Annotated in this window: 23 protein-coding genes; 11 read left to right on the top strand and 12 right to left on the bottom strand. The window is 47.4% G+C overall.

Going from position 1 to position 23,300, the window contains the following annotated elements; genetic code table 11:
* Nucleotides 1–115: 115 nt before the first annotated feature.
* Nucleotides 116–844 (bottom strand): DUF3334 family protein, encoded by a 729-nt coding sequence (locus tag CF168_RS09550; RefSeq protein WP_086903284.1) that lies wholly within the window; start codon nucleotides 842–844, stop codon nucleotides 116–118.
* A gap of 346 nt (nucleotides 845–1,190) precedes the next feature.
* Between CF168_RS09550 and CF168_RS09545 the strand changes: the two genes are divergently transcribed.
* From CF168_RS09545 to crr, 5 genes are all read left to right on the top strand, one after another.
* The gene (locus CF168_RS09545) at nucleotides 1,191–2,828 is read left to right on the top strand and encodes a methyl-accepting chemotaxis protein (protein WP_086903283.1); all 1,638 of its coding nucleotides are present in this window, start codon (nucleotides 1,191–1,193) and stop codon (nucleotides 2,826–2,828) included.
* A 171-nt stretch (nucleotides 2,829–2,999) separates the two neighbouring features.
* Nucleotides 3,000–3,395 (top strand): ACT domain-containing protein, encoded by a 396-nt coding sequence (locus tag CF168_RS09540; RefSeq protein WP_086903282.1) that lies wholly within the window; start codon nucleotides 3,000–3,002, stop codon nucleotides 3,393–3,395.
* Between the two features lie 23 nt (nucleotides 3,396–3,418).
* Entirely contained in the window at nucleotides 3,419–3,676 is a 258-nt protein-coding gene (locus CF168_RS09535; RefSeq protein WP_011622536.1) for an HPr family phosphocarrier protein, read from the top strand.
* A gap of 32 nt (nucleotides 3,677–3,708) precedes the next feature.
* Complete coding sequence (gene ptsP / locus CF168_RS09530; protein WP_089067692.1) at nucleotides 3,709–5,412, top strand: phosphoenolpyruvate--protein phosphotransferase; 1,704 nt, start codon at nucleotides 3,709–3,711, stop codon at nucleotides 5,410–5,412.
* Between the two features lie 72 nt (nucleotides 5,413–5,484).
* A complete protein-coding gene (gene crr / locus CF168_RS09525) occupies nucleotides 5,485–5,994 on the top strand; it encodes a PTS glucose transporter subunit IIA (protein ID WP_011622534.1) in 510 nt (169 codons plus the stop codon).
* Between the two features lie 156 nt (nucleotides 5,995–6,150).
* On the opposite strand, the gene CF168_RS09520 is transcribed toward crr, so the two are convergent.
* The 3 genes from CF168_RS09520 to CF168_RS09510 all read right to left on the bottom strand — a co-directional run bounded on the left by CF168_RS09520 (nucleotide 6,151) and on the right by CF168_RS09510 (nucleotide 8,262).
* Nucleotides 6,151–6,507: a hypothetical protein gene (locus tag CF168_RS09520; RefSeq protein WP_240520079.1), complete on the bottom strand. Its 357-nt coding sequence runs from the start codon at nucleotides 6,505–6,507 to the stop codon at nucleotides 6,151–6,153.
* A 97-nt stretch (nucleotides 6,508–6,604) separates the two neighbouring features.
* On the bottom strand, nucleotides 6,605–7,069 hold the full coding sequence (locus tag CF168_RS09515) for a hypothetical protein (protein WP_089068943.1): 465 nt from the start codon (nucleotides 7,067–7,069) through the stop codon (nucleotides 6,605–6,607).
* Nucleotides 7,070–7,269: 200 nt separating this feature from the next.
* On the bottom strand, nucleotides 7,270–8,262 hold the full coding sequence (locus CF168_RS09510) for a rhodanese-related sulfurtransferase (RefSeq protein ID WP_088211707.1): 993 nt from the start codon (nucleotides 8,260–8,262) through the stop codon (nucleotides 7,270–7,272).
* A 271-nt stretch (nucleotides 8,263–8,533) separates the two neighbouring features.
* On the opposite strand from CF168_RS09510, the gene CF168_RS09505 reads away from it, so the two are divergent.
* Nucleotides 8,534–9,205, top strand: coding sequence for a glutathione S-transferase (locus tag CF168_RS09505; RefSeq protein WP_089067690.1), 672 nt, complete (start codon nucleotides 8,534–8,536; stop codon nucleotides 9,203–9,205).
* Nucleotides 9,206–9,326: 121 nt separating this feature from the next.
* On the top strand, nucleotides 9,327–9,551 hold the full coding sequence (locus tag CF168_RS09500; RefSeq protein ID WP_086903277.1) for a hypothetical protein: 225 nt from the start codon (nucleotides 9,327–9,329) through the stop codon (nucleotides 9,549–9,551).
* 133 nt (nucleotides 9,552–9,684) lie between these two features.
* Here the strand turns inward: CF168_RS09500 and CF168_RS09495 are convergent, their stop codons facing one another.
* Both CF168_RS09495 and CF168_RS09490 read right to left on the bottom strand, forming a co-directional pair.
* Nucleotides 9,685–11,442, bottom strand: a complete 1,758-nt coding sequence (locus CF168_RS09495) for a SulP family inorganic anion transporter (protein ID WP_086903276.1) — start codon at nucleotides 11,440–11,442, stop codon at nucleotides 9,685–9,687.
* 194 nt (nucleotides 11,443–11,636) lie between these two features.
* Nucleotides 11,637–12,263: a LysE family translocator gene (locus CF168_RS09490; protein WP_089067689.1), complete on the bottom strand. Its 627-nt coding sequence runs from the start codon at nucleotides 12,261–12,263 to the stop codon at nucleotides 11,637–11,639.
* Between the two features lie 92 nt (nucleotides 12,264–12,355).
* Between CF168_RS09490 and CF168_RS09485 the strand changes: the two genes are divergently transcribed.
* On the top strand, nucleotides 12,356–13,714 hold the full coding sequence (locus CF168_RS09485; RefSeq protein ID WP_086903295.1) for a PLP-dependent aminotransferase family protein: 1,359 nt from the start codon (nucleotides 12,356–12,358) through the stop codon (nucleotides 13,712–13,714).
* 131 nt (nucleotides 13,715–13,845) lie between these two features.
* Here the strand turns inward: CF168_RS09485 and CF168_RS09480 are convergent, their stop codons facing one another.
* Nucleotides 13,846–15,717: a choice-of-anchor I family protein gene (locus CF168_RS09480; RefSeq protein ID WP_086903274.1), complete on the bottom strand. Its 1,872-nt coding sequence runs from the start codon at nucleotides 15,715–15,717 to the stop codon at nucleotides 13,846–13,848.
* A 493-nt stretch (nucleotides 15,718–16,210) separates the two neighbouring features.
* Between CF168_RS09480 and CF168_RS09475 the strand changes: the two genes are divergently transcribed.
* From CF168_RS09475 to ilvN, 3 genes are all read left to right on the top strand, one after another.
* On the top strand, nucleotides 16,211–17,434 hold the full coding sequence (locus CF168_RS09475) for a multidrug effflux MFS transporter (RefSeq protein WP_069454856.1): 1,224 nt from the start codon (nucleotides 16,211–16,213) through the stop codon (nucleotides 17,432–17,434).
* A gap of 467 nt (nucleotides 17,435–17,901) precedes the next feature.
* Nucleotides 17,902–19,620, top strand: coding sequence for an acetolactate synthase 3 large subunit (locus CF168_RS09470; RefSeq protein ID WP_088211645.1), 1,719 nt, complete (start codon nucleotides 17,902–17,904; stop codon nucleotides 19,618–19,620).
* A complete protein-coding gene (ilvN, locus tag CF168_RS09465) occupies nucleotides 19,620–20,114 on the top strand; it encodes an acetolactate synthase small subunit (protein WP_011622520.1) in 495 nt (164 codons plus the stop codon). The genes CF168_RS09470 and ilvN overlap by 1 nt, the downstream gene beginning before the upstream one ends.
* Nucleotides 20,115–20,237: 123 nt before the next feature.
* Here ilvN and CF168_RS09460 read toward each other — a convergent pair whose 3' ends face one another.
* From CF168_RS09460 to rimK, 5 genes are all read right to left on the bottom strand, one after another.
* Nucleotides 20,238–20,681: an Hsp20 family protein gene (locus CF168_RS09460; protein WP_011622519.1), complete on the bottom strand. Its 444-nt coding sequence runs from the start codon at nucleotides 20,679–20,681 to the stop codon at nucleotides 20,238–20,240.
* Nucleotides 20,682–20,984: 303 nt separating this feature from the next.
* Complete coding sequence (gene ndk / locus CF168_RS09455; protein WP_011622518.1) at nucleotides 20,985–21,416, bottom strand: nucleoside-diphosphate kinase; 432 nt, start codon at nucleotides 21,414–21,416, stop codon at nucleotides 20,985–20,987.
* 220 nt (nucleotides 21,417–21,636) lie between these two features.
* A complete protein-coding gene (locus CF168_RS09450; protein WP_041408760.1) occupies nucleotides 21,637–21,804 on the bottom strand; it encodes a hypothetical protein in 168 nt (55 codons plus the stop codon).
* A 197-nt stretch (nucleotides 21,805–22,001) separates the two neighbouring features.
* A complete protein-coding gene (iscX, locus tag CF168_RS09445) occupies nucleotides 22,002–22,199 on the bottom strand; it encodes a Fe-S cluster assembly protein IscX (protein ID WP_011622517.1) in 198 nt (65 codons plus the stop codon).
* A 68-nt stretch (nucleotides 22,200–22,267) separates the two neighbouring features.
* Entirely contained in the window at nucleotides 22,268–23,167 is a 900-nt protein-coding gene (gene rimK / locus CF168_RS09440) for a 30S ribosomal protein S6--L-glutamate ligase (RefSeq protein ID WP_011622516.1), read from the bottom strand.
* Nucleotides 23,168–23,300: the final 133 nt, after the last annotated feature.

The raw sequence follows: 23,300 nt of genomic DNA, 5'->3' as shown, positions 1-23,300 counted from the left end.
ATACTTGTATCGACATTCTGCAAACACTTAACCTCTACATACCTAAGAATGCGATGCCGAGCTTATGAGCGAACCAGTATTAAATCTAGAGCTAAATCCCAAGCTAAATGCCGAACTAAATGCCCAGCTCATCGAGCAAGTCATCGGCATCCATGCCTGCGTGCTGCTGACTAATCGCAGGTTTGTCCGCCATACGACTCCAAGGCGATGGTGTATCCGCGCCTTGAGCGCCGTTTGTGCCTAAACCGTGTTGTTCGAGCAAGCTGTCAGGGTCGAACTCTTCGTCGAATTCAAACTCATCCAGCTTAATAAACTCGGTCTTATCCATGGCAAATTCGAGGTAGAAAATATGATTATTTTCAGTTTTAAACGACACGCGTCTGGCGACAGCATCGTCTAAGTTTGCATCGATTGAAATGGTCAACTCTTTGTTTATCGTTAACATTTTTGGCTGACTTTGACTAATGGAGGTTTGCAGTTCCTTAGAAATCTTATTGATAAAGTCACCCAAGATTTGGTTCATCAACTCGCCCATCACGTTACCCACTTCATCGGAAGTGTGGGAGAAGGCCAGCTCTTCCTCCGGCATCCCCATATTGAGCATATAACGGCGGTAAATTTCGATGGCCGCAGGGGCAGAAAAGTTGATCACGACGAGGCCCGAAAAGCCACCATCAAAAATCGAAAAACAGCCTAAATCGGGCTTTAAGCGGGTACGGGCAATGCTCTGCACCATGCCGGCGTGGCTTACATGGCTGGCGCTGGTGCTGGATAACACGTGGGCAACTGAGTGGCATAACTTCAATAGAATGTCATCAGAAGTCACAATAGTATTTGTCGTCATAATCGATTCTCAAACTTAACAGTTGATTAATCTTGCGCGTAAAAGAGTAAAAAATCAAAACTAAAACAACTAATTAGAAACACAGCGCACGCAGCGGTGCTCGTTATAAACATAACCAATTGAATTTGTTCAATACTTAGTATGATTTTCGCCTAGCTGGCGCTTTAAAAATCACAGATTAGCGATAAAATCATCGATTGAACACGATGCACAACAATATTCTGCTCGAGATCAAAGAATTCCAACATTCTTAACGGCTTTACACGAAATAAACTCAAGTTTGATTCATTTGATACCGATTCGAAGGTATATTGGACACCATTCTTTTGCGCCTTAAGGAACCTAAATGATCACATTCTTGCGCCGATTCACCATTTTGCAACGACTCATGATGATGCTAGTAATGGCGGCCATTGGTACTGTTTGTTTTGCGAGTTTTTCCATTAAAGAGCAATACAGCAATCTTATTGAGCAAAAATGGCTGCAAATCGATGGTCAGCTTGGCAGTATCCTGAGTGTGATTGACGTATACCGCCAAGATGCCGTCGGCGGAAAATTAACCGAGTCACAAGCGCAGCAAGCAGCGGCAAAACTCATTGACCAGACCCGCTATGCTGGTGTCGGCTACTTTATTGTGATCGACGATAACAACCAAATCTTGGCCCACGGCGAAAATCCAAGCCTCATTGGCACCTCAGCGCAAAACTTTAAGTTGCCCAATGGCACCAATCCGCTGATCACTATGCTGTCTCAAGCACGGCAACAGGGTAAAGCCATGCTAGAATACCCGATTGCCAACCCAGCTTCTAAAGTCATCGAAGACAAACTCGCTGAAGCCCGCTATTACCCAGAATGGGGCTGGACAGTCATCACTGGAGCCTATCTGAGTGATGTGAAAGACAGCCTCGATAGCGTGATTATCGATTATTTGATTATCATGTTTTTAATTTCTGTGCCTATTTTCGCTTTCTTCCTGGTACTAAATCACTCCATTACCTCCCCTTTAAATGATGCTATTCACGCCCTTGAAGACATAGCCCAAGGTGAAGGTGATTTAAGCCAACGTTTGAGTACCCAAGGCAAAGATGAAGTGGCGCACCTTGCCCACGCCTTTAACCTGTTTGCCCAGAAGATTGGCGACATGGTGGGCCATCTGCAACCATTGGGCCAGTCACTCGACAATGATGCTAAGCAGTTAATGTTAGCCGTAGAAGAATCGAACCAAAGCGCCGAGCATATCCACCGTGAAACCGGTAGCGTGGCAACTGCGGTGAATCAGATGCTCTCAACCACCCATGAGATGGCAAGCAACACCCAGCAAGCCGCCGATGCCGCTAACAGCGTGAAAAATCAGGCCCAGCAAAGCCAAGCGGTGATTGATGATACGGTACGCGACACTGAAAAACTGGTGCAAGAGCTAAGAGCATCGGAAGTCATCACCCAAAAACTTGGGCAATCTTCGGCGCAAATTGGCAGTATCCTCGATGTCATTCGCTCAATTGCCGAGCAAACGAACCTGTTAGCCCTCAATGCCGCCATCGAAGCCGCCCGTGCGGGTAGCCATGGCCGCGGTTTTGCCGTGGTCGCCGATGAAGTGCGCGCACTGGCTAATCGCACCCAAGACTCTACTAACGAAATCCAAAAAATCATCTCGGATATTCAAATGGGCGTGAACTCTGTGATGAAGAGCAATAGCCAAACACAGACTCAATCCGATGAATTGCAAGCCAAAGCCCGTGAAGCGGGTAATGCCATGGCGGCGATTTTGCAGCTTATCGCCCATATCAGCGACATGAATACTCAACTCGCCAGCGCGACCGAGGAGCAGTCGCTGGTAACAGAGGAAATCAATCGTAATATCTGTAATATCTCAGAATTAACCGAAGTCTCAGTCAAGGCTAACGAAGGCAATAGCCGCGCGGCGCAGTCATTGCAGGATATCAGCCAAGATATGTCGCACACCTTAGGCCAATTCAAAATCTAACCCCATTGAGATAAAGCCATACTTACACCAAAGAGGACATATTAGAACGTCCTCTTTTAGTTTAAAATACGCCAATTCAAGGGGTGAATGCCTGCTATCTAACGGGATATTCATGCTATAACCTAGGATGTGACCTTACCCTAAACCTTTATTGCCGATTGAGGAACGCCCATGCGCATGACCTTAGCCGTTCACCCACGGCAGTATACGATTCATAGCTTTAGCCCTAATGCTCAATTACCTAGTGAAGTGTTTGCCGAAGAAGTCTACTTTATTGGCCGAACCGAGGAAGGGCTAACTGTGGTGGTATCCAGCGAACTTGAGCTCGATAGTTTGGAGCAAGAAACCCATTGGTGCTGTCTTGAAGTCTTAGGTCCGCTGGGATTTTCGATGACAGGCATTTTATCAAAAATATCCGGCACCTTAGCCGATGTGCAGATCAGTATTTTTGCCCTTTCCACCTTCGATACCGACTATATTTTGGTAAAGAAAAATTGTCTCCAAAGCGCTGTTGCCGCCTTAAAAAAGGCGGGATACAAGATTATTGAGTCGAACGAAGCGCCATAATATTGATAAAGAGTTAACCCACTATGTACGAAAAATCTGTCACTATCACCGCAAAACATGGTATTCATACCCGCCCTGCCGCCTTGTTAGTGAAAGAAGCGAAAACCTTCAACTGTGATGTGTTAGTTGAATGCAATGGCAAGCAAGCCAGCGCCAAAAGCTTATTCAAATTGCAAACATTAGGCCTGTATCATGGGGTAACCGTGCGGGTGTTTGCCGAAGGTGAGCAGGCGCAGGAAGCGGTCGAGAAAGTCTCGGAACTGCTCATCACCTTAAGTTAAACGGCAACTTAGCCAGCTTGATAGGAACGAATATGTCGATTACGGGGATCATAGTGTCATCGGGGATTGCCTTCGGACAGGCACTCCACCTTACCCACGCCGAACACCACCTCGATTATCGTCCCGTTCCCCTATCTCGGATCCCGCAGCAACAGAGTAAATTTGCCAAAGCCCTACAGGCGCTGCAGCAGCAACTCAGCCACAGCCAAACAAAGCTCGACCCACAAAGCGAAAACTATCAGTTAATTGAAGCCGATTTGTTACTGCTAGAGGACGAAGAGCTTATCGACCAAGTGAAGGAAGCAATCCGCACCCTGCAGTTATCTGCTAGTGTCGCGGTTGAGCGGGTCTTCGCCCACCAGGCCAACGAGCTTGAATCCTTAGAGGATCCATATCTTGCTAATCGTGCCCAAGATGTGCGATGTCTTGGCCAGCGATTAGTTACTGCCATCAACGGCCGCTTAGATCAAGGCTTAGCGCAGCTAACGGAGCCGACGATCCTTTTAGCGCAAGATCTCACTCCCGCCGAATTTGCGTTGCTACCCAAAGAGCAGATCAGCGGCATAGTGCTTAAAACTGGCGGTTTAACCAGTCATACGGCGATTTTGGCCCGCGCGGCAGGGATCCCCGCCATTCTGAGCTGCCAGTTCGATGCCGAGTTTATTCCCAATGGCACGCCATTGGTGCTTGATGCCCTAAGTGGCGAGCTATTTGTTAATCCTGCGCCCGAGCAGCAGGCACGCTTAACCGTTACATTGCACCATGAGCAAGCTAGACGCGCTGCACTGCAAGCATACCGAGATGTCCCCGCCAAGACCCAAGATGGTCACCTCGTGGGCCTGATGGCCAACGTCGGCAACTTGAACGATATCACCCATGTTGGCGATGTGGGTGCCGATGGCATTGGTCTGTTTCGCACCGAGTTTATGCTGATGCACACCAGCACACTGCCGGATGAAAAGGCTCAATACAATCTTTACTGCGAAGCCTTGCATGCTTTAGGCGGTAAGACCTTTACGATCAGAACCTTAGATATTGGTGCCGATAAAGAGCTGCCCTGCCTCTGTCAGGAGGTCGAGGACAATCCCGCCCTGGGCCTACGCGGGGTTAGATACACCTTGGCGCATCCAGAGCTGTTTAAGACCCAGCTTAGAGCGATTTTACGGGCGGCCAACCATGGTCCCATTCGACTCATGTTTCCTATGGTGAATCAGGTCGAGGAGCTCGATCAGATTTTTGCCCTCATCGCCGAATGCCAAGATGCCCTCGAAGAGGAAGAAAAAGGCTTCGGTGAACTCAGTTACGGCATAGTGGTCGAAACCCCCGCCGCCGTGATGAATCTTGCCTCCATGCTGCCACGGTTAGATTTTGTGAGCATAGGCACCAATGACTTAACCCAATATGCCATGGCGGCTGACCGCACGAATCCGCAACTGACACGGGATTATCCTTCCCTGTCACCGGCAATTTTAGGGCTCATCAAGATGACCGTCCAGCAAGCCAAAGCCGCCGGGGTCAAAGTGTCGCTCTGTGGCGAACTTGCCAGCTCGCCACAGATGGTCCCCCTCCTTATCGGTATGGGGCTCGATGAACTCAGCGTGAACTTAAGTGCGTTACTGGAGGTGAAAGCCGCCGTTTGCCAAGGGCAATTGGCGAAATTTTCTGCGTTAGCGCACACCGCCATGCAACAGAATAGAATTTCAGAACTACAGCAGTGTATAACAAACTATAAATAATACATTTTATTGGTTATGCTGCTTTACAGACTAAAAAGATAACAACAAAAACAAGCGAAGGGGCACAGGATAATGGGATTTTTAAGCCGAATAAGGCGATTGGTATCAGGACAACCACAACTGGCTGGCGGCATTATGGTTTACGCCCCAGTCAACGGGGAAATTGTGGCCATTGAAAAGGTCCCCGACGTGGTGTTTGCAGAGAAAATAGTGGGTGATGGTATCGCCATTGCACCAAAGGGAGACACGATTGTCGCCCCAATCGATGGCACCATAGGTAAGATTTTTGAGACTAATCATGCTTTTAGTATCGAATCGCCACAGGGATTAGAGCTTTTCGTGCACTTTGGCGTAGGAACCGTTGAGCTAAGGGGCCGAGGTTTTAGCCGTTTAGCGGAGGAAGGCCAAGAGGTCAAAGTGGGCGATCCTATTCTGTCTTTCGATATTGATTACCTAAAAGATCAAGTAGATAGCCTACTCACTCCCGTTGTGCTGGCTAATATGGAAGATGTGAAATACTTAGATAAGGCTCAAGGTAGCGTCACCGCAGGTAAAGACGCAATTTTTACCGTTCAGCTTTAACTGTTAGCCGCTTTACCGCCCGCTTTGGTACGATACTGGCAGTGCCCCTTGCCTGCCAGTCGCTCTCCTAAATAACGCACAGCTCTCCACACACTACTCCTCACGCACTGACATCACTGCTAACTCAACTGTTTTAGTCAGCGTCGATTTTCGGCATTAATAAGCCGTGATCAGGATAGACTCGTCATCCTCTGTCAGCGGCAATTGCCCCAGTTGCATCAGCTTACGTCTTAGTTCTGCAAGTTCGACAGTAAATAAAGACCCGCTTGATTGGTTTGAACTTTGGGTCTCGGCGGCGGGAAATGCATCCTTCACAATCCGCAGCGCCGCAATATCTTTATAAGAGATGGTCTTACGGACAAACACAAAATCTCGAGTATCAATTTGGCTAATCACGCGATGGGCGGCTTCATAATCCATAGGGAAATCAGCATCACCCACGAGGCGTAGTTGCAGATATACCCGATGCGCCGCCAAGATACTCAAACATTCTCGCCACTTAGTATTATTCATATTCATCCTTGAAACGCTCCTGCTTGCTTCTCGCACTTTGGATTGTGCAATATCTTTTGTAGTGCTCGACACTCTGCTCAATCCTGCGTGAAAAGCATTAGTCTTTGGCAGATTGGCGAGTCAGCGGCCGCTCCTCAAGGTGAGCCACAATAAACACCAGAAACCGAAACAGTGATTTAATTTTAAGATCATAATTGTTATCGGGTTTTGCCGACGCGAGTTTCTGTAAAGATTTGATTTTTGAGTAGGCATTTTCCACCAGCTCGGCATTCTCTTTGCCCACATACTTAGCAAACTCGGCAAATTCACCGATAAATTTCAGTGTCACTTTACGGCGATTCAGGCTAGTCAACGCTAGGCCCTCTTTGATTTTGGCCTCAAAGAGTGTGCACTCAAGCCCCTGAATTATCGACTGTTGTGGCAAACCACTGCTCAACGCATCGGCGAGGAAACCCAAATTAGCCTTTAACTCGAAGCTAATGGCCTGCTTACCCGCCGACGATTGCTGCCAGCGGCTGCGCTCTTTATCAAAAATGTCGTATAACTCTTTCCAAATACTCATGCCCTGTCCCTGCTGCAAAATGTCTGGCATTGCGGTTCTTTGCCGAGACATGATTTTATTAAGGCAAATTTATCATAGGGTTAAACAGGCTAACACTGTTACTGAGACATTTAGTAAAAAAATGGCCCGAACATGTCGGGCCATAATGGTCATTCGTCGAGTATGCGCTCAAGAGCTAGGTAAAAACCTTACTGTTTACCTTATTGCTTAGCTTTGTTCTTTTCAGCCGATTGCTGGCGCAGTGCTTCTTTCTTTTGACGGCGGGCTTCAATCACTTGATTCACATCACTACCAATGTGTGCTTCGTTACGTGATTTCGCTAAATTTACTTGGCGCTCACGTTCAACGAAACGCTTACGCTGCTCGTCTGAAATCTTATCGATACAATGTGGGCAGCTAACGCCTTGCACATAGGCTGGACTTAATTTTTCGGCTTCAGTGATCGGCATACGACAAGCATTACACTGATCGTATTGGCCTTTCTTCAAATCATGGTCAACGGCCACGCGGTTATCGAAGACAAAGCATTCGCCTTCCCACAGGCTTTCTTCCTGTTTCACCTCTTCGAGGTATTTAAGGATGCCGCCTTCGAGGTGATAGACCTCTTCAAAGCCTTGCTCTTTTAAATAAGCAGTCGATTTTTCGCAGCGAATACCGCCAGTACAGAACATCGCGACTTTCTTATGCTTGGCAGGATCGAGATTCTGCTTCACATACTCAGGGAATTCTCTGAAGGTTTCGGTCACAGGATTAATGGCATTTTTAAAGGTGCCAATTTGCACTTCGTAATCGTTACGAGTATCCACTAAGATGACTTCTGGATCGGAAATCAGCGCGTTCCAGTCCTGCGGTTTTACATAGGTGCCGACCACTTTAAGCGGATCGATACCTTCAACGCCCATGGTAACGATTTCTTTTTTCAGCTTCACTTTAGTGCGGTAGAAGGGCATTTCATCGTCAAAGGATAACTTGTAAACGATATTTTCAAGGCCATTTTGGTTATTCAGCCAAGCCAGCAGTGCATCGATAGCGGCTTGAGAACCGGCCACAGTGCCATTAATCCCTTCATTTGCCAGCAGTAATGTGCCTTTAATCTCGGCCTGTTCCATCATGGACAGGAGTGGCTCACGCAGCGACTCAAAATGCGGTAATGAAACAAACTTATATAAAGCACAAACAACAACGTTAGACATAACACCCTCAACTGCTGGCTGGAACTTAATTTCCAGTGCATTAACTAATAACCAGCCTAAGCCTAGGCTGGGTCGCAAAAATCGGCCGAAATTCTACCTGAGTCACAGTCAGAAAAACACTGACAAAAACCAAGGTCATTGTTTATTTACAAGGCAAACGGTGGAAAAATCGGTAATAAACGCAGTATTTCTGTTTTAAAGTCACTACTATTGCCGACTTTTCCCCTGCTGTGGCGAAATCGCTTTTATGATTGTTTTAAGGAACAAGACGATGCCTTTACCCATACTCTACAGTTTTCGCCGTTGTCCTTATGCCATGCGCGCTCGACTTGGCCTATTGCTCGGCCAATGCCAGGTCGAGGTTCGGGAAATCACCCTTAAAGCCAAACCTGCGCAAATGTTAGCCATCTCTCCCAAGGGAACAGTGCCAGTATTGCAACTCCCCACTGGTGAGGTGATTGCCGAAAGCTTGGAGATTATGCACTGGGCATTAACCAAGACCGACTCGCCAGCGGCGCGGCAATTACTCGGACAGACGGCGTCAGCTCAAAGCTTAATTGCTGAGCTTATTGTACAGAATGATGTTGAATTTAAACCTTGGCTGGATAAGTACAAATATGCTGACCGTTATCCTGAATTCACTCAGGCAGATTATTTCGCCAAGGCCAGCACTTTTCTTGAGCGACTCGAAGCACAGCTTGAGCAACATCCCTATCTTATCGGCCCAGCGTTAAGCCTTGCAGATTTTGCGATTGTGCCTTTTATTCGCCAATTTACGGCGGTGGATACTAAACGGGATCTGAGTGTGGCGTTTCCATGCTTGATGAACTGGTTAACTACGCTCACCAGCAGTGAAATATTTCTGCAAGCAATGGAAAAATATGTGATCTGGCAAGCTGACAATCCGCCAGTTTACTTGTTAGGAACATCTATAAGCAAATAAGAATTAACGTTTATTTTTGATATACCCAATAGCAATCGGTAAAATGTTCGCGTAAAGTACGTAGCGCTTAGGTAAACTAACTTAATCGTTTTTAACATTTTATGCTAAATCATCAGGATGAATGACAGGGATCAGCTACTTGGAAAATACGGATATTAACATCATTGCAATGCTCTTAGGCTTGTTTCTACTTCATTGCCTGTTTGCGCGTAGAGTCTTTAAGAGTCAAGCCAAGCTCAGCACCAATGCGAAATGGTTCTGGTGTTTACTCAGCCTATTGTTAGGCCCCGTCGGCTACTACGCCTACCACGGTTTTATTCCCCTCGATAAATTGCAAAAAGACTAAGCATTATCCTTATCACGCTTAGCGTTAAGGTGCCAATGTTAAGTTGAGATAAAAAAGCGCGGACTATGCCGCGCTTTTTCGTTATCTTCAGAATATAACCGAGTTTTCAATATCAGCTATTACAAATGACTCACTACAAATGGCTATGCAGTAACACATCATCCTCGGGCGCTTTTTTGATCACCGGCGCCTGCCCTTCGGCTAACGCTTGTTTGTAGCTTTGGTTCATTTTTAGCGCCAGATATAAATCGGGTCGGATCAAAATGCCACCCTCGCCAGACTGCATTCCCGCCTGTTCAAACCAGCCGAGCATTTGCCGTTTGCGCCCTGCTAACACTAACCGTATGCCACGCTTCTTCAATAATTGGTGTAAATCCGCAAGCATGGCCATCACACTCAAATCTAAGTGAGTAAAACACGGGACGGCATCGATGATAATGCAATCCACGGGCTCTGGTTCACGGATAAACTTCTCCAGTAAGCGGCGCTTAAAGTAAGTGGCATTAAAGTAGGTTAAGGGCGAGTTGAAGCGATAGATAAACACCCCAGGTACCGATTTGGCCTTACCCGAATCATCCACACTGCGGATCACCCCTTTTTGGTCAAGCCCGAGCACTTGGTCGGTTGGACGCATCACTGTAGCTAAAAACTGGAATAGTCCCAGTAATACCGCCAAGGTAATGCCAGGAATAACCCCAATAAAGAGCACCGAAAACAAGGTCGTACAGGCGAGTAAAAAGGCGGATCGGTCTCTTACGCGCAGGTTCCACAGCGCCTTTAAATCAATCAATGAAATCGAAGCAATCACCAATACCACGCCGAGCGCAGAACTGGGGATATATTTCAGTGGTGCGGTAAAAAACAGTGCGACTAATGCAATCAAAACCGCCGCGATGATGGACACCAACTGGCTCTTGCCACCGTTTGCATCGTTCACCGCGGTGCGGGAATCGGCGCCGCTGACCGCAAAGCCTTGGGATAAGGCAGAGGCGATGTTCGCAATGCCTAGGGCGCGAAACTCTTTATCCGCATCGATATCGTAGCCATTTTTCGCCGCAAAACTGCGCGCCGTCAGCATCATGCTCACAAAGCTCACCATGGCTAAGTTGAGTGCGGGCACCACCAGTTCACGGGCAATACCGATATCGAACGCTGGTGCTTGGAACGATGGCAAGCCCGCGCTCACCTCACCCACCACATTGATATCTAAGCTGGTTAAGTTAAAGGCCCAGACTAAAAATGCCGCCATCGCCATCGCACACATCGAAGCAGGCCATTGGGGACGATAACGTTTAACTAAGGCATAAGTCGCTAAGGTCACCACACCCATCAGCAAGGTGGGCCAGTGGGTTTTGGTTAAATAGGAAGGCGCGCCCGATAAGCGTTCAATCAAGTAACGCTCATCGAAGGTGAAACCAAAAATTTTCGAGAATTGACCGACAATAATGGTGATCGCCACACCATTGAGCAGCCCCATCAGAATAGGTTTGGAGAGAAAGTCCGCTAATACCCCAAGGCGAAAACGGCTAGCGATTAAACACCAAAAGCCGGTCATCGCCGTCATGGTCATCACCAGTTGCCAGTGTTTCATGCTGTCGCCAGCGGCAAGCGGCGTCACCACGGCGGCAATCACAGCGCAGGTGGCGGCATCGGGGCCAACTATTAATTGTCTAGAAGTGCCAAACAGTGCATACACCAACATGGGCAGCACACAGGAGTATAAACCGACAGCGGCATTGACCCCGGTCAATTGGGCGTAAGCGATAGCGACAGGTAAAGCGACCGCCGCCACGGATAATCCCGCCCTCACATCATCCCTGAGCCATTGCTTCTCATACTGCAGCATCTGCGCCAAACCGGGCATTAACGATACTAAACTGGGAAACTTCACGCAGTAACCTCCATATACTCACTCCCAAGTTAAGAACTAACTTGCGGTGGCTAAGTATAACTAAGCCTCATTGGGATCCCCAAAAGGCCGTTACCTAAAAAAGCCACCAATATTATGTTGGTTATGGCATAAAGCCAATCCTTACGCGAGTCAGTATCCCAGAATATTTAAGGTTTTAGCGCTATTAGGTCACTTTATCGCAGGATCATAGGTAAGGACACCAACAATAAACTGCCCATAAACCAGTTAAAATGGCGTCGACGTTTATCCGTATTGAGCTTTTTACTGATAGCCGCGCCGACAAACACCCAAGTAAAGGATGCGGGAAATCCCACCAGATTAAACACCAGCACGCCCAATACCGCACTGAGCCAAAAACCATCGCCCCCTAAGGTAAACGCGCTGCAAAGGGTAATGGTCGACATCCAGGATTTGGGATTAATCCACTGAAACAGCGCCGCCTCCATCAAACTCATCGGTTGACGCCCTTCATCCAAATGCGCCGCCTTTACGGGAGAGGTCACTAATCGATAGGCAAGATGTAGTAAATACAACAATGCCGCGTATTTCAACGCTTGGTGCAACATCGGAAACGTCTCAAACAAAGCACCAAGACCGAGTAATACCGACAGATGCAAAGAAGTCGAGCCTAAGCGGATCCCCGCAATGTGTGGAATAGTGCGCATTACCCCAAAATGGGCACCTGAGCTGGCGAGTAAAATATTATTCGGCCCGGGAGTCATGGTCATAGTTGCACAAAAGAGTGCTGCTGAGGCCATTAATGTCCAGAGTTGTGGATCATTGACAAGTTTAATATCCATAAAGACCTTAAATTGTACGCATACAATATTTGACAATAAACGAGACAATTAATAATATAGATAGCCTAATGGAGATCAACGGATTTATTGTCATGGGTACAATTTGGACGCCAGATCTAGAGGCATTTACAGGTCCTAAATATCAACGTCTGGTCAGTGCGATCGAGCAAGGCATTTTGTGCAAGGCCCTTCCCCATGGCACGAAACTTCCGCCACAGCGGCGTTTAGCCGATGCACTAGGGGTGACCATAGGCACTGTCACTCGGGCCTATGCTCTAGCGGAGCAACGCGGTTATGTGGAAGCGCGTATCGGTGATGGTACTTATGTCAACGCCTCTCCCGTGCCAGAGCTTAATCATTTGCAGCTCAATATGGCGACTTGTCAGCAGCCGCTGACGGATCAAATAAGTACGCTGAGTGATTGCCTAAGCCTACTGGCTAAGGATCCGGCGAAACTGAGTCAACTCCTTGGCTATCGCGCCAGCCCCTTAGATCAGCATCAACAGATATTTCACCACTGGCTTGCGCAACGCGGCATTGAGCAACACCCAGAGCAATTGATCTTTACCCATGGTGGGCAACAGGCCATTTTTGCCTGCCTTAATGCTTTCCTGGCCAAGGGCGAGGTACTCCTGCACGAGCAGTACAGCTATCCCGGAGTGCGTATTTGCGCTAAACAATTGGGTATCAATAGTATTGGCGTACCGTTAACCTCTGACGGGGTCGATCTGGCAAGATTCGAGGCCTTAGTACAAATCCATCAACCTAAACTGGTGTACTTAACCCTCAACAATCAAAACCCCACCTGCATTCAATACAGTGAGCAACAGAGAGAAAAACTGTTGGCACTCGCGGAGGAGTACCAGTTTTATATCATTGAAGATGATGTGAATTATTGTCTCCCCGAGGAATGGCATCCACCGCTTTGGCAGTTAGCTCAAACGCTGAATGTGCCGAGGGTCATTTACATTTCAAGCCTGTCTAAGCTGTTTTCAGGGGGCTTAAGGCAAGGTTTTATCCTGGTACCCGAGCCGCTCATCGCACCATTGCGCCTCGCCATTCATAGCCAATGTTGGATGGTTTCGCCGCTGAATGTGGAGCTGGCCTGTCAGCTAATAAAACGCGGGCACATCACGGCCAATCGCGATGCAATTATTCGCGAGCGTCAGCAGCAATGCATAGCATTAGGTGACAAGCTGGGGTTAACCCAACGCTGGAGGGGTTTAAATGGCTGGATCCAGTTACCCGAAGACATTAAAGCCCATCATCTGGTGACCGCCTTAGCGGCAAAAGGCGTGCTGATCCGTAATGGGGATGACTTTAACTGCCATGACAACTTTATCCGTTTAAGTTTAGGTGGCGCCGAAAACGATACCCAATTCCAGCTTGCGCTCGAGTGCATCGAATCCACCTTTAACGCACTCAAGCAACATGCCTATTCGGTCGTATAGCAGTTCATTTTCGCGTTAGAAAGCGGCCAATAAGAAACGCCAGAGTGATGCTCTGGCGTTTTAAGCTTGCTTAATCACAAGCATTTCTGGCGTTGAAATTTAACGTTATGGCACCTTGAATCAAGCTATGGCTATTGCACCTTGATTTGGTACACGCTGGTTGTGCCACTGACTTCATTACCAATGATCAACAGAGGCTGACCATTAGGACTCTTCTCGGCACTCACAAACTTCATGCCTTCTGGCCCTAAATCTCCCGCTAAACTGGCATCGCCTTTCACTTCGCCTGTGTCCGTATCTATGCTGAAATCTGCCTCAAAATCACGGTTTACCACATAATCCACAAAATGCACGTCGAAGGGATTCGTTACGTCGTAAATCATAAAGCCAGAGGTACGTTCAAGCCCGATAAAGGCATAGAGTTTTTGACCAATTTTGCCTAAAGCTAAGGCTTCTGGCTCAGGGCCTTTATCGTCACTGCGACTATCGCCTTTGTTTTCTTCATTGTTATTGTTGAAGTTATTGCCTAACAAGGCTGCGGTGATCCGCTCAAAATCACTACCACTGTCAAACACCTGTTGACCATCGGCTGTCCAGATTGAGAAAGAACGCGCGCCGAAGCTCACGATTTTGTCGTAATCGCCGTCGTTATCGTCATCACCCATACTCTTAGTCACTTTCAAACGGGCTAATTGGGTCTTATCTTTTGCGGCGGCAAATTGTGGATGATTAGGATCTAAGGTTAAGTCACCGGCGCGGGCTTCCTCCGAAAACCCAGCATAATCGCGGGAATCCCCTTCGTTAGCGGTGACAATAAAGTCAGTATTATTCCAACGGTAACTCGCTACAGTATCGGGTTGATACATGCCATACACACCCGCATAGGCCTGAAGGTTGACCATATCGTCCTTGTCACTTGCATCAATTTTATTCACATCAAGACCGTAATCCTTCAGTCCTAAGGGTAAAATCTTCGCTACTTTGGCATTGGCGATATCAATCATCGCGATGGCATTGTTCTCCTGCAGACTCACAAAAGCACGGCTGTTATCGGGGCTGACACTGATATACTCAGGCTCTAAGTCCTGCGCGACAGTGGCCATAGGGCCATTGATTTTAATGTCCTTGGTGATTTCATTATAGCGAGCATTGCCCTGATTAAACTCGGTGAATGTCACTAGCGTCGCCGTCGCTGAGGGTTTACCATCCGCAATGGCGATAATCGCCACACTGCCCTCTGGGTCGATACTATAGTCTTGATTTGGTTCGCCTTCGTTCGCAACGAGTACCGTTTTGCCATCATGACTAAAGACGACGTTATCCGGTAATGCACCAACTTCAACCGCGCTGAGATACTGCGGTGTCTCATTGCCATTGAGTTGGTAGAAAGCCACATAGCCATTGGCTTGAGTCTTATTGCCTGCTGCATCGCCGCGCTCAATGGCCGCCGCTAACAAGTTACCAGAAATACTGACACTGTTAACGCTGCCCATAAAACTTAAGCCTACATCTTTGGCGACATCCAGCTCTGCTAGCTTATCAAGATTATTCAAGGCTAATGGCGCAGTTGCCTTAGCCGCGTTGCTGAGCAAGTTAGCGTCGATAATGTCGACCTTACCGCTTTTCGCATTAACCACAAAAATACGCTGAGAAGCACTGTGGTATTCAACAATTTCAGCAGCGCTCAGGCCATAAGTGCCTGTTTGATGACGGCCGATCAGCTCCGCCGACACTCCCGCAGATTGGGGTTGGCAAATAAATTGGGTTTGCGCCGCATCGATTTCAGTTTCTTCCAACTGGCCATTACGATTCGCATCAAGCCCTGTATCGATGCGTTGACCACCGGCAGGACAGTTCACATCACCTATGGCGAGTGCAGTCACGTTCACTAATGAATTTAAGCCGTTCTCCCCCTGCTCACCATTGGTACCGTCATCATTACAGGCACCAAGGAGTAAACTTGCCAGTATCGCACCCGCCAGCGGCAGTCGTTTTGTGTTCATTGCATCATTCCTGAATGTGTTGTTATTAGTCGTAGGGTTAAGCTAAAGCCCATTAAACTAATCCGCATTCAAGACGGTTAGATGACATACAGATGACACTGGAGTGACAATCTCAGTCGAATGAATGACGCTAAGGCGTGCCTGAGCACATCAATGCAATACAAGGACATAAAATCCATTTTGGTTACAATTTAAGTGTAAAGATATCGTCATCGAGATTGGCTTATTTGCCTGAGCGTTTTACTATGTTATGGCTTAATATCCTTAGACTCGATACAAAGCCGAGGACTTAAATCAACTGTGCCTATGACGGTTGAGAGACTCTTCGCCGGCCACTCATTTCTTCCCTATACTCCTCCAATCTTCATGGCGAAATTACGCTATGGTAATTGAGGCAAAATGAGTCGCCATTAGGCAAAATTGTTACCCTACAATTTTGGTTTTCGAGTGACATAACACTTAATATCGCCTTCTTTCGCCACCCGAGGTAACTGTGGACCCACAACCGTCAAGCTATCCGACTAAACCGAGCAGCATTCCCCACTTGGCACTGCTGATCCCTATGCTCGCCGCCATTGTCGCGATCACGCCGCTCGCGATCGACATGTATTTGCCCGCTATGGCAACACTTGCCCAGAGTTTTCATACCGATATAACCCTAGTCCAACAATCCTTGAGTGTTTACTTAGGAGGCTATGCCCTCGGCATGCTGTGTTTTGGCCCCCTTGCCGACCGTATTGGCCGTCGCCCTTTGGTAATAATGGGCCTCTCAGGCTTTATGTTAGTCAGCCTATTGCTCGGCTTAGCCGAACAGATTGAAGTGTTTTTAGGCCTGCGCTTTTTACAAGCCTTTATCGGCGCAGCGGCCACTGTGGTTGTCCCTGGGTATATCAAAGAAGTCTATGGTGAAAACACGGCTAAAGGCATGTCTTATGTCAGTTTAATCATGATGTTAGCGCCATTATTAGCCCCAAGCATCGGCAGCCTTATCCTCGAGCTTGGTGAATGGCATTTGATCTTCTTTATCCAATCGGCCTATGCCATGTTGTTGCTGTTGTTGGTCATTGCGCTGTTGAGAATGCCCAGCGATAAAGATCAGAGTAGCCGGAGTCAAAAATCCTTTTTAGGGGCTTATGCGACGGTGTTTTCACGTCCCGGCGTTAAATTGAATATTGCCAGCGGTGTACTCACCTCCTTTGCGTTTTTCTGTTATTTAACCGCATCGCCCTTTGTCTATATGGAGGTTTTTTCCTTAGATAAATCCTTATTTGCCCTACTCTTTAGTACCAATGTGGGCGCGCTGATGCTGGCAAATATTATCAATACCCGAATTGTGGGCCGCTATGGCTCGTTAAGAATGCTGCACGTATCGACCTTCTTCGGTGCGCTGGCGGCGGTCGGTTTACTGGGGGTGAATTTACTGGGGCTCAGTTATCACTTCACCGTGTTGATGCTTATCCCACTTATGGGCAGTCTTGGTATTATGTCGGTCAACGCCGATGCCATTGTTTTGATGAAGTTTAAGCAGGAAACGGGCACGGCCACGGCGGTGATTGGCACCTTAAGATTTGGCTGCGGCGCCTTAGCCGGACCATTACTCGCGCTGTTTTATAATGGCACCGCAGTGCCCTTCTCGGCATTAATGCTGACGGCGGTATTGTTGGTGGGATTCTGTCAATTTAACCGTTCGGCTCATCAACCCAAGCCGAAGGAGTGATGGCATCTTTATGCCACCTAAACCAAGCAATTATGGTTTACATCACTTTTGTAGTTGATTTGTAACAAATTAAGCGCTTTCTAAATAAACGGCACTTAGGTGATATATAGTACTTTGGGTGCCGTTTTTCATTGTAAATCAGCTAACCCATTCTAATTAAAGTAATTAAATTAAATGCCCCAACACAAAAACTCCCGTTTCATAAGCGTTTATCGCGCCTAAACATGAAATTGTTTCAAGTTGGTTATTTTTTACATAAAAGCCTTGAAATGTGTTCTTTTTTGAATATGATGAAATTCTGTTCATTGCAACAGCTGCTGCATCCAAAGGGATGAGCGCTTGAAATCGATGATTTCAAGTTCAGCAATCGGAGTCTGAATTACCCTTCAGGCTTATTTTTAGAGCGATTACCGTCGCTGTAACAAGATACTGTTTACCGTAACGGTACTATGCAATAGGAGTTTCACATGGAGAAGTTATCCGGCGCCAGCATGATTGTGCGATCCCTTATCGATGAAGGTGTAAAGCACATATTTGGTTACCCTGGCGGCTCAGTGTTAGATATCTACGACGCCCTGCACCTTATCCCCGGTATTGAACATATTCTGGTTCGTCACGAACAAGCCGCCGTGCATATGGCCGATGGTTATGCCCGCGCCACGGGTAAAGTGGGCGTGGTACTCGTGACCTCAGGCCCAGGAGCCACCAATGCTATTACCGGCATCGCCACCGCCTATATGGATTCAATTCCATTAGTGGTGTTATCTGGCCAAGTGCCGAGCAATTTAATCGGTAACGATGCGTTCCAAGAATGCGACATGATTGGGATTTCACGCCCAGTCGTCAAACACAGCTTTTTAGTACAAGATCCCACTCAAATTCCTGAGATCATTAAAAAAGCCTTTTATATTGCCTCCACGGGTCGCCCCGGCCCCGTGGTTGTCGACTTGCCAAAGGATTGCCTCAATCCAGCATTACTGCACGACTATATTTACCCCGAGAGCATTAAAATGCGCTCCTATAATCCAACGACATCGGGCCACAAAGGGCAAATTCGCCGTGGATTGCAGGCATTACTCGCCGCGAAAAAACCTGTGCTTTATGTGGGTGGCGGCGCCATTATCTCAAGCAGTGAAAAGCAGATCTTAGCCCTAGCGGAAAAGTTAAATATCCCCGTTGTCAGCACCTTGATGGGCCTTGGCGCCTTCCCTGGCACCCATAAAAACAGCTTAGGAATGCTGGGGATGCACGGTCGTTATGAAGCCAACATGACCATGCATAACTGCGATCTTATCTTCGGGATAGGTGTGCGTTTCGATGATAGAACCACCAACAACATCGAAAAATACTGCCCTAATGCCACCATCTTACATATTGATATCGACCCTTCATCGATTTCAAAAACCGTACGAGTGGATATCCCCATCGTTGGCTCTGCCGATATCGTATTAGACAGCATGCTAGCCCTGCTCGAGGAGTCGAAGGAGAGCAACGATAGCGAGGCAATTAATCAATGGTGGCAAGAAATCACTGTGTGGCGTAACCGCAACTGCTTGGCATACGATAAGGAAAGCAACCGGATAAAACCACAGCAAGTAATTGAAACCCTTTACAAACTCACTAATGGTGAGGCTTATGTCGCCTCGGATGTAGGCCAGCATCAAATGTTTGCCGCGCTCTATTATCCCTTTGATAAACCTCGTCATTGGATTAACTCCGGTGGCCTTGGCACCATGGGCTTTGGCTTACCCGCAGCTATGGGAGTCAAAATGGCAATGCCGGACGAAACCGTTGTGTGCGTCACGGGCGATGGTTCGATTCAGATGAATATTCAAGAACTTTCAACCGCTCTGCAATACGATACGCCGGTTAAAATTATCAACTTAAACAACCGTTTCCTTGGTATGGTGAAACAATGGCAGGATATGATCTACTCGGGTCGCCATTCCCATTCCTATATGGATTCGGTCCCCAACTTTGCCAAAATTGCCGAAGCCTATGGCCATGTTGGCATGACGATTAGCGATCCTGCTGAGCTTGAGTCTAAGATGGCCGAAGCCCTTGCCATGAAAGACAGACTGGTATTTATCGACATTATGGTGGATGAGACTGAGCACGTGTATCCCATGCTTATCCGCGGCGGCGCGATGAATGAAATGTGGTTAAGCAAAACGGAGAAATGCTAATGCGTCGAATTATATCTGTATTACTCGAAAACCAATCCGGCGCCCTATCCCGTGTTGTCGGCCTGTTTTCCCAGCGCGGCTACAACATCGAAAGTTTAACTGTGGCACCAACCGATGATAACACCTTATCGCGCCTCAATATTACCGTAGTAGCCGACGAGAAAGTGCTAGAGCAAATCGAGAAACAGCTGCACAAGTTAGTCGATGTGCTTAAGGTGTCGAATGTCACCGAATCGGCTTATATTGAGCGGGAGTTGGCACTGGTTAAAGTCCGCGCCCAAGGGGAATTACGGGAAGAAATTAAGCGTACCGCCGATATCTTCCGTGGGCAAATTGTCGATGTCACCGCCAATCTCTACACCATTCAATTGGTGGGCACGACCGAGAAACTCGATGCCTTTATTCACTCCATGGGTGAAGTGACCAAAGTCGTTGAAGTATCGCGCTCGGGCGTTGTGGGTCTGGCCCGCGGCGAGAAAGCAATGAGAGCATAGCCCCATTAACCCTATGTGAGCTTGCCATCGCAAGGCTTTGACATAGACCTCATGGGATTTTAATTGGTGAGATAACAATAAGGGGAGCACTAAGCTCCCCTTCTCTATCCGTGCGATTCTGGATTAGGATTGACCATCTAATAGGCGCGAGGTGGTGATTTCAATCTTGCGTGGTTTTAACGCTTCTGGGATTTCACGCACTAAATCAATGTTCAATAAACCATTCTCTAAACTGGCACCCAATACGGTCACATAATCCGCCAGTTGGAAGGTACGTTCAAACCCGCGCTCGGCAATACCTTGGTATAGGTATTTACGCTCGGTTTGGCTCTCGGCCTTATTGCCTTTAACCAGTAATTTCTCACCTTCGCTACTGATCTCAAGCTCTTCCATCGAGAACCCGGCCACGGCCATAGTAATGCGATAACGATTTTCGCCAAGGAGTTCAATGTTATATGGAGGATAACCTGAGTTGCCATTATTCGCGGCAGCATGTTCTGCCATCTGGGCTAAACGATCAAAACCAATAGCACTACGGTAAAGAGGAGTTAAATCATAAGTACGCATATTCATATCCTTGTCTTAAGCAATATGGAAAGTGGCGAACGTTTTTCAATTGAAAACGCATTTACCTCGCCTAAATTAACTTCTGTCCTAGCGGCACAGAATCGATTGGGATCCTCATCGAGCGATCCTGCAATAGATATAAGGATAGGAAAGCGGATTTCAAGTAAGGTTTTTAAAATTTTTTAAAAACTGAATAAAAATAATCTGTTACTAGCATTAAACACTTTATCTTTGCCGTAATGAGCAAAATGCCGCCAATAAAAAAGGAGCCCTTAGGCTCCCTTCTTCGGTCTCGCACTCAGATTAACGAGTACGTGGACACAGTTCTTCAGCACTGAAGAAATAAGCAATTTCACGTGCTGCTGATTCTAAAGAATCAGAACCGTGAGCTGCGTTTTCGTCGATGCTTTGAGCGAAATCAGCACGGATAGTACCAGGAGCTGCTTGAGCTGGGTTAGTTGCACCTAAAATTTCGCGGTGAGCTAAAACAGCGTTTTCGCCTTCTAATACTTGAACCATGATTGGGCCAGAAGTCATGAAAGCAACCAGAGCACCGAAGAAGCCACGCTCGCTATGCTCAGCATAGAAACCTTCAGCTTGTTCTTTAGTCAGGTGTAACATTTTAGCTGCAACGATCTTCAGACCAGCAGTTTCAAAACGGTTGTAGATTGCACCGATGTGGTTTTTAGCAACTGCATCAGGCTTAATGATAGAAAATGTGCGTTCGATCGCCATAACAAGCTTCCTTTGTCAGCAAGTTTGAAAAATTCGCGCGGATTATACGAAATTTAAAAAACAAATCCTATCTTTAAAGCAAATAAGTCTGAGATATTGCGCACATTGGCTGGATTTGTAACCAGATTGATCACACAAAAACGCCAGACCTGTCATTCGACTGGACTGGCGAAAGGATAACAACACAACTAAATTGGCATATTTGCCAAAGACTCAGGGGTTATTTTTTATTTTTTGCCCAAATGCTCGCCCACGCAATCAACGCGACCAAAATAATGGCAGGGGCTAAATCGAGCAAATGATGGAAAATACCAACGCCACCATGACCAGGATGAGCCCATGCCAAGGCGGGTAACAGTGTGAATAACAAAGCAAACAAAAGTTTCATGTGAACATCCTTGCGTAGCCAGAATAACATTAAGCGCTTAACCACTTAACGGATACATAACAAGGTACGTCATTCACTTAAAATGAATTTGATGCCGATCAAACTCCTACAAAAATCCCCTTTTAGGGATCACTAAACGTGACAACCGTCACGCAAGTGCGCTTTTTGCGGGACAAGATGCCCCATCAGGGCGATGGTTATTTCTCTTCAATCCAGCATTGCTGAATGGCTTCTAATATCCGCTCATTACAATGCTTAGGATCGTCATCAAAATCATCGAGGGCTAATACCCACTCATATAACTGAGTAAAATGCAGCTTGTGGGGGTCAACCTCAGAATGCTTCTCCAGCAATTCTAAGGCGATATCTAATGAGTCAATCCACTTTAACGACATCCGCTCCCCCTTGTGCCATCTGCAGCTAAACCTTGCTCTCCTGAGTGTAGCTTAAGAACGCGTTAACTCTACGCTTGAGTGGGCTTTTTTGCCTTGAGGGCGTTCTTTTCAACAAACTCGATAATGGCACCAGCAACATCTTTTGCGGTGGCGCCTTCAATCCCTTCAAGACCTGGCGAGGAGTTCACTTCCATCACCACAGGGCCATGATTTGAACGCAATAAATCGACACCCGCCACATTGAGGCCCATGGTTTTGGCTGCACGAATTGCGACTGAACGCTCTTCGGGGGTCAGTTTAACTAAACTTGCGGTGCCGCCACGGTGTAGGTTTGAACGAAACTCCCCAGGCATGGCTTGGCGTTTCATCGCCGCAATCACTTTATCGCCCAGTACAAAGCAGCGAATGTCGGCGCCATTGGCTTCTTTAATGTATTCCTGCACCATGATGTTGGCTTTTAATCCCATAAAAGCTTCAATCACACTCTCAGCCGCTTTGCGAGTTTCGGCTAACACCACCCCAATGCCCTGCGTGCCCTCAAGCAACTTAATCACTAACGGCGCGCCGCCCACCATGTCGATAAGATCTGGAATATCGCTCGGCTTATTGGCAAAGCCGGTGATCGGCAAGCCGATACCACGGCGTGACATCAACTGCATCGAACGTAACTTATCGCGGGAGCGCGAAATGCCGACGGAATCATTGAGCGCATACACGCCCATCATCTCAAACTGGCGCAGCACAGCTGAGCCATAAAAAGTAATAGATGCACCAATACGCGGGATCACCGCATCAAAAGGCGGCAATTCTTCCCCACCAATATGGATGCTCGACTGACGCATATTGATGTTCATATAGCATTCGAGCGGATTGATCACTTTGACTTCGTGACCACGTAATGTCGCAGCCTCAACGAGTCGCTTTGTGGAATATAGCTCAGGCCCTTGCGATAGGATCGCGATTCTCATTTTGGTCTCCGACAACCATTTCATTTTGAGCGCATCATACGCTCGGATTAGGATAAATCAATCATGGCAATTATTGCTTGCGCAAATGCTGGGCGCCAGAAGCCAAAAACCAGTCACATGGACTGGTTTTTGA

The sequence above is a fragment of the Shewanella bicestrii genome (genome assembly GCF_002216875.1).
Lineage (GTDB): Bacteria > Pseudomonadota > Gammaproteobacteria > Enterobacterales > Shewanellaceae > Shewanella > Shewanella seohaensis.
Note: the sequence above shows the minus strand (reverse complement) of the source record. Positions and strands in the feature narration are given on the sequence as shown.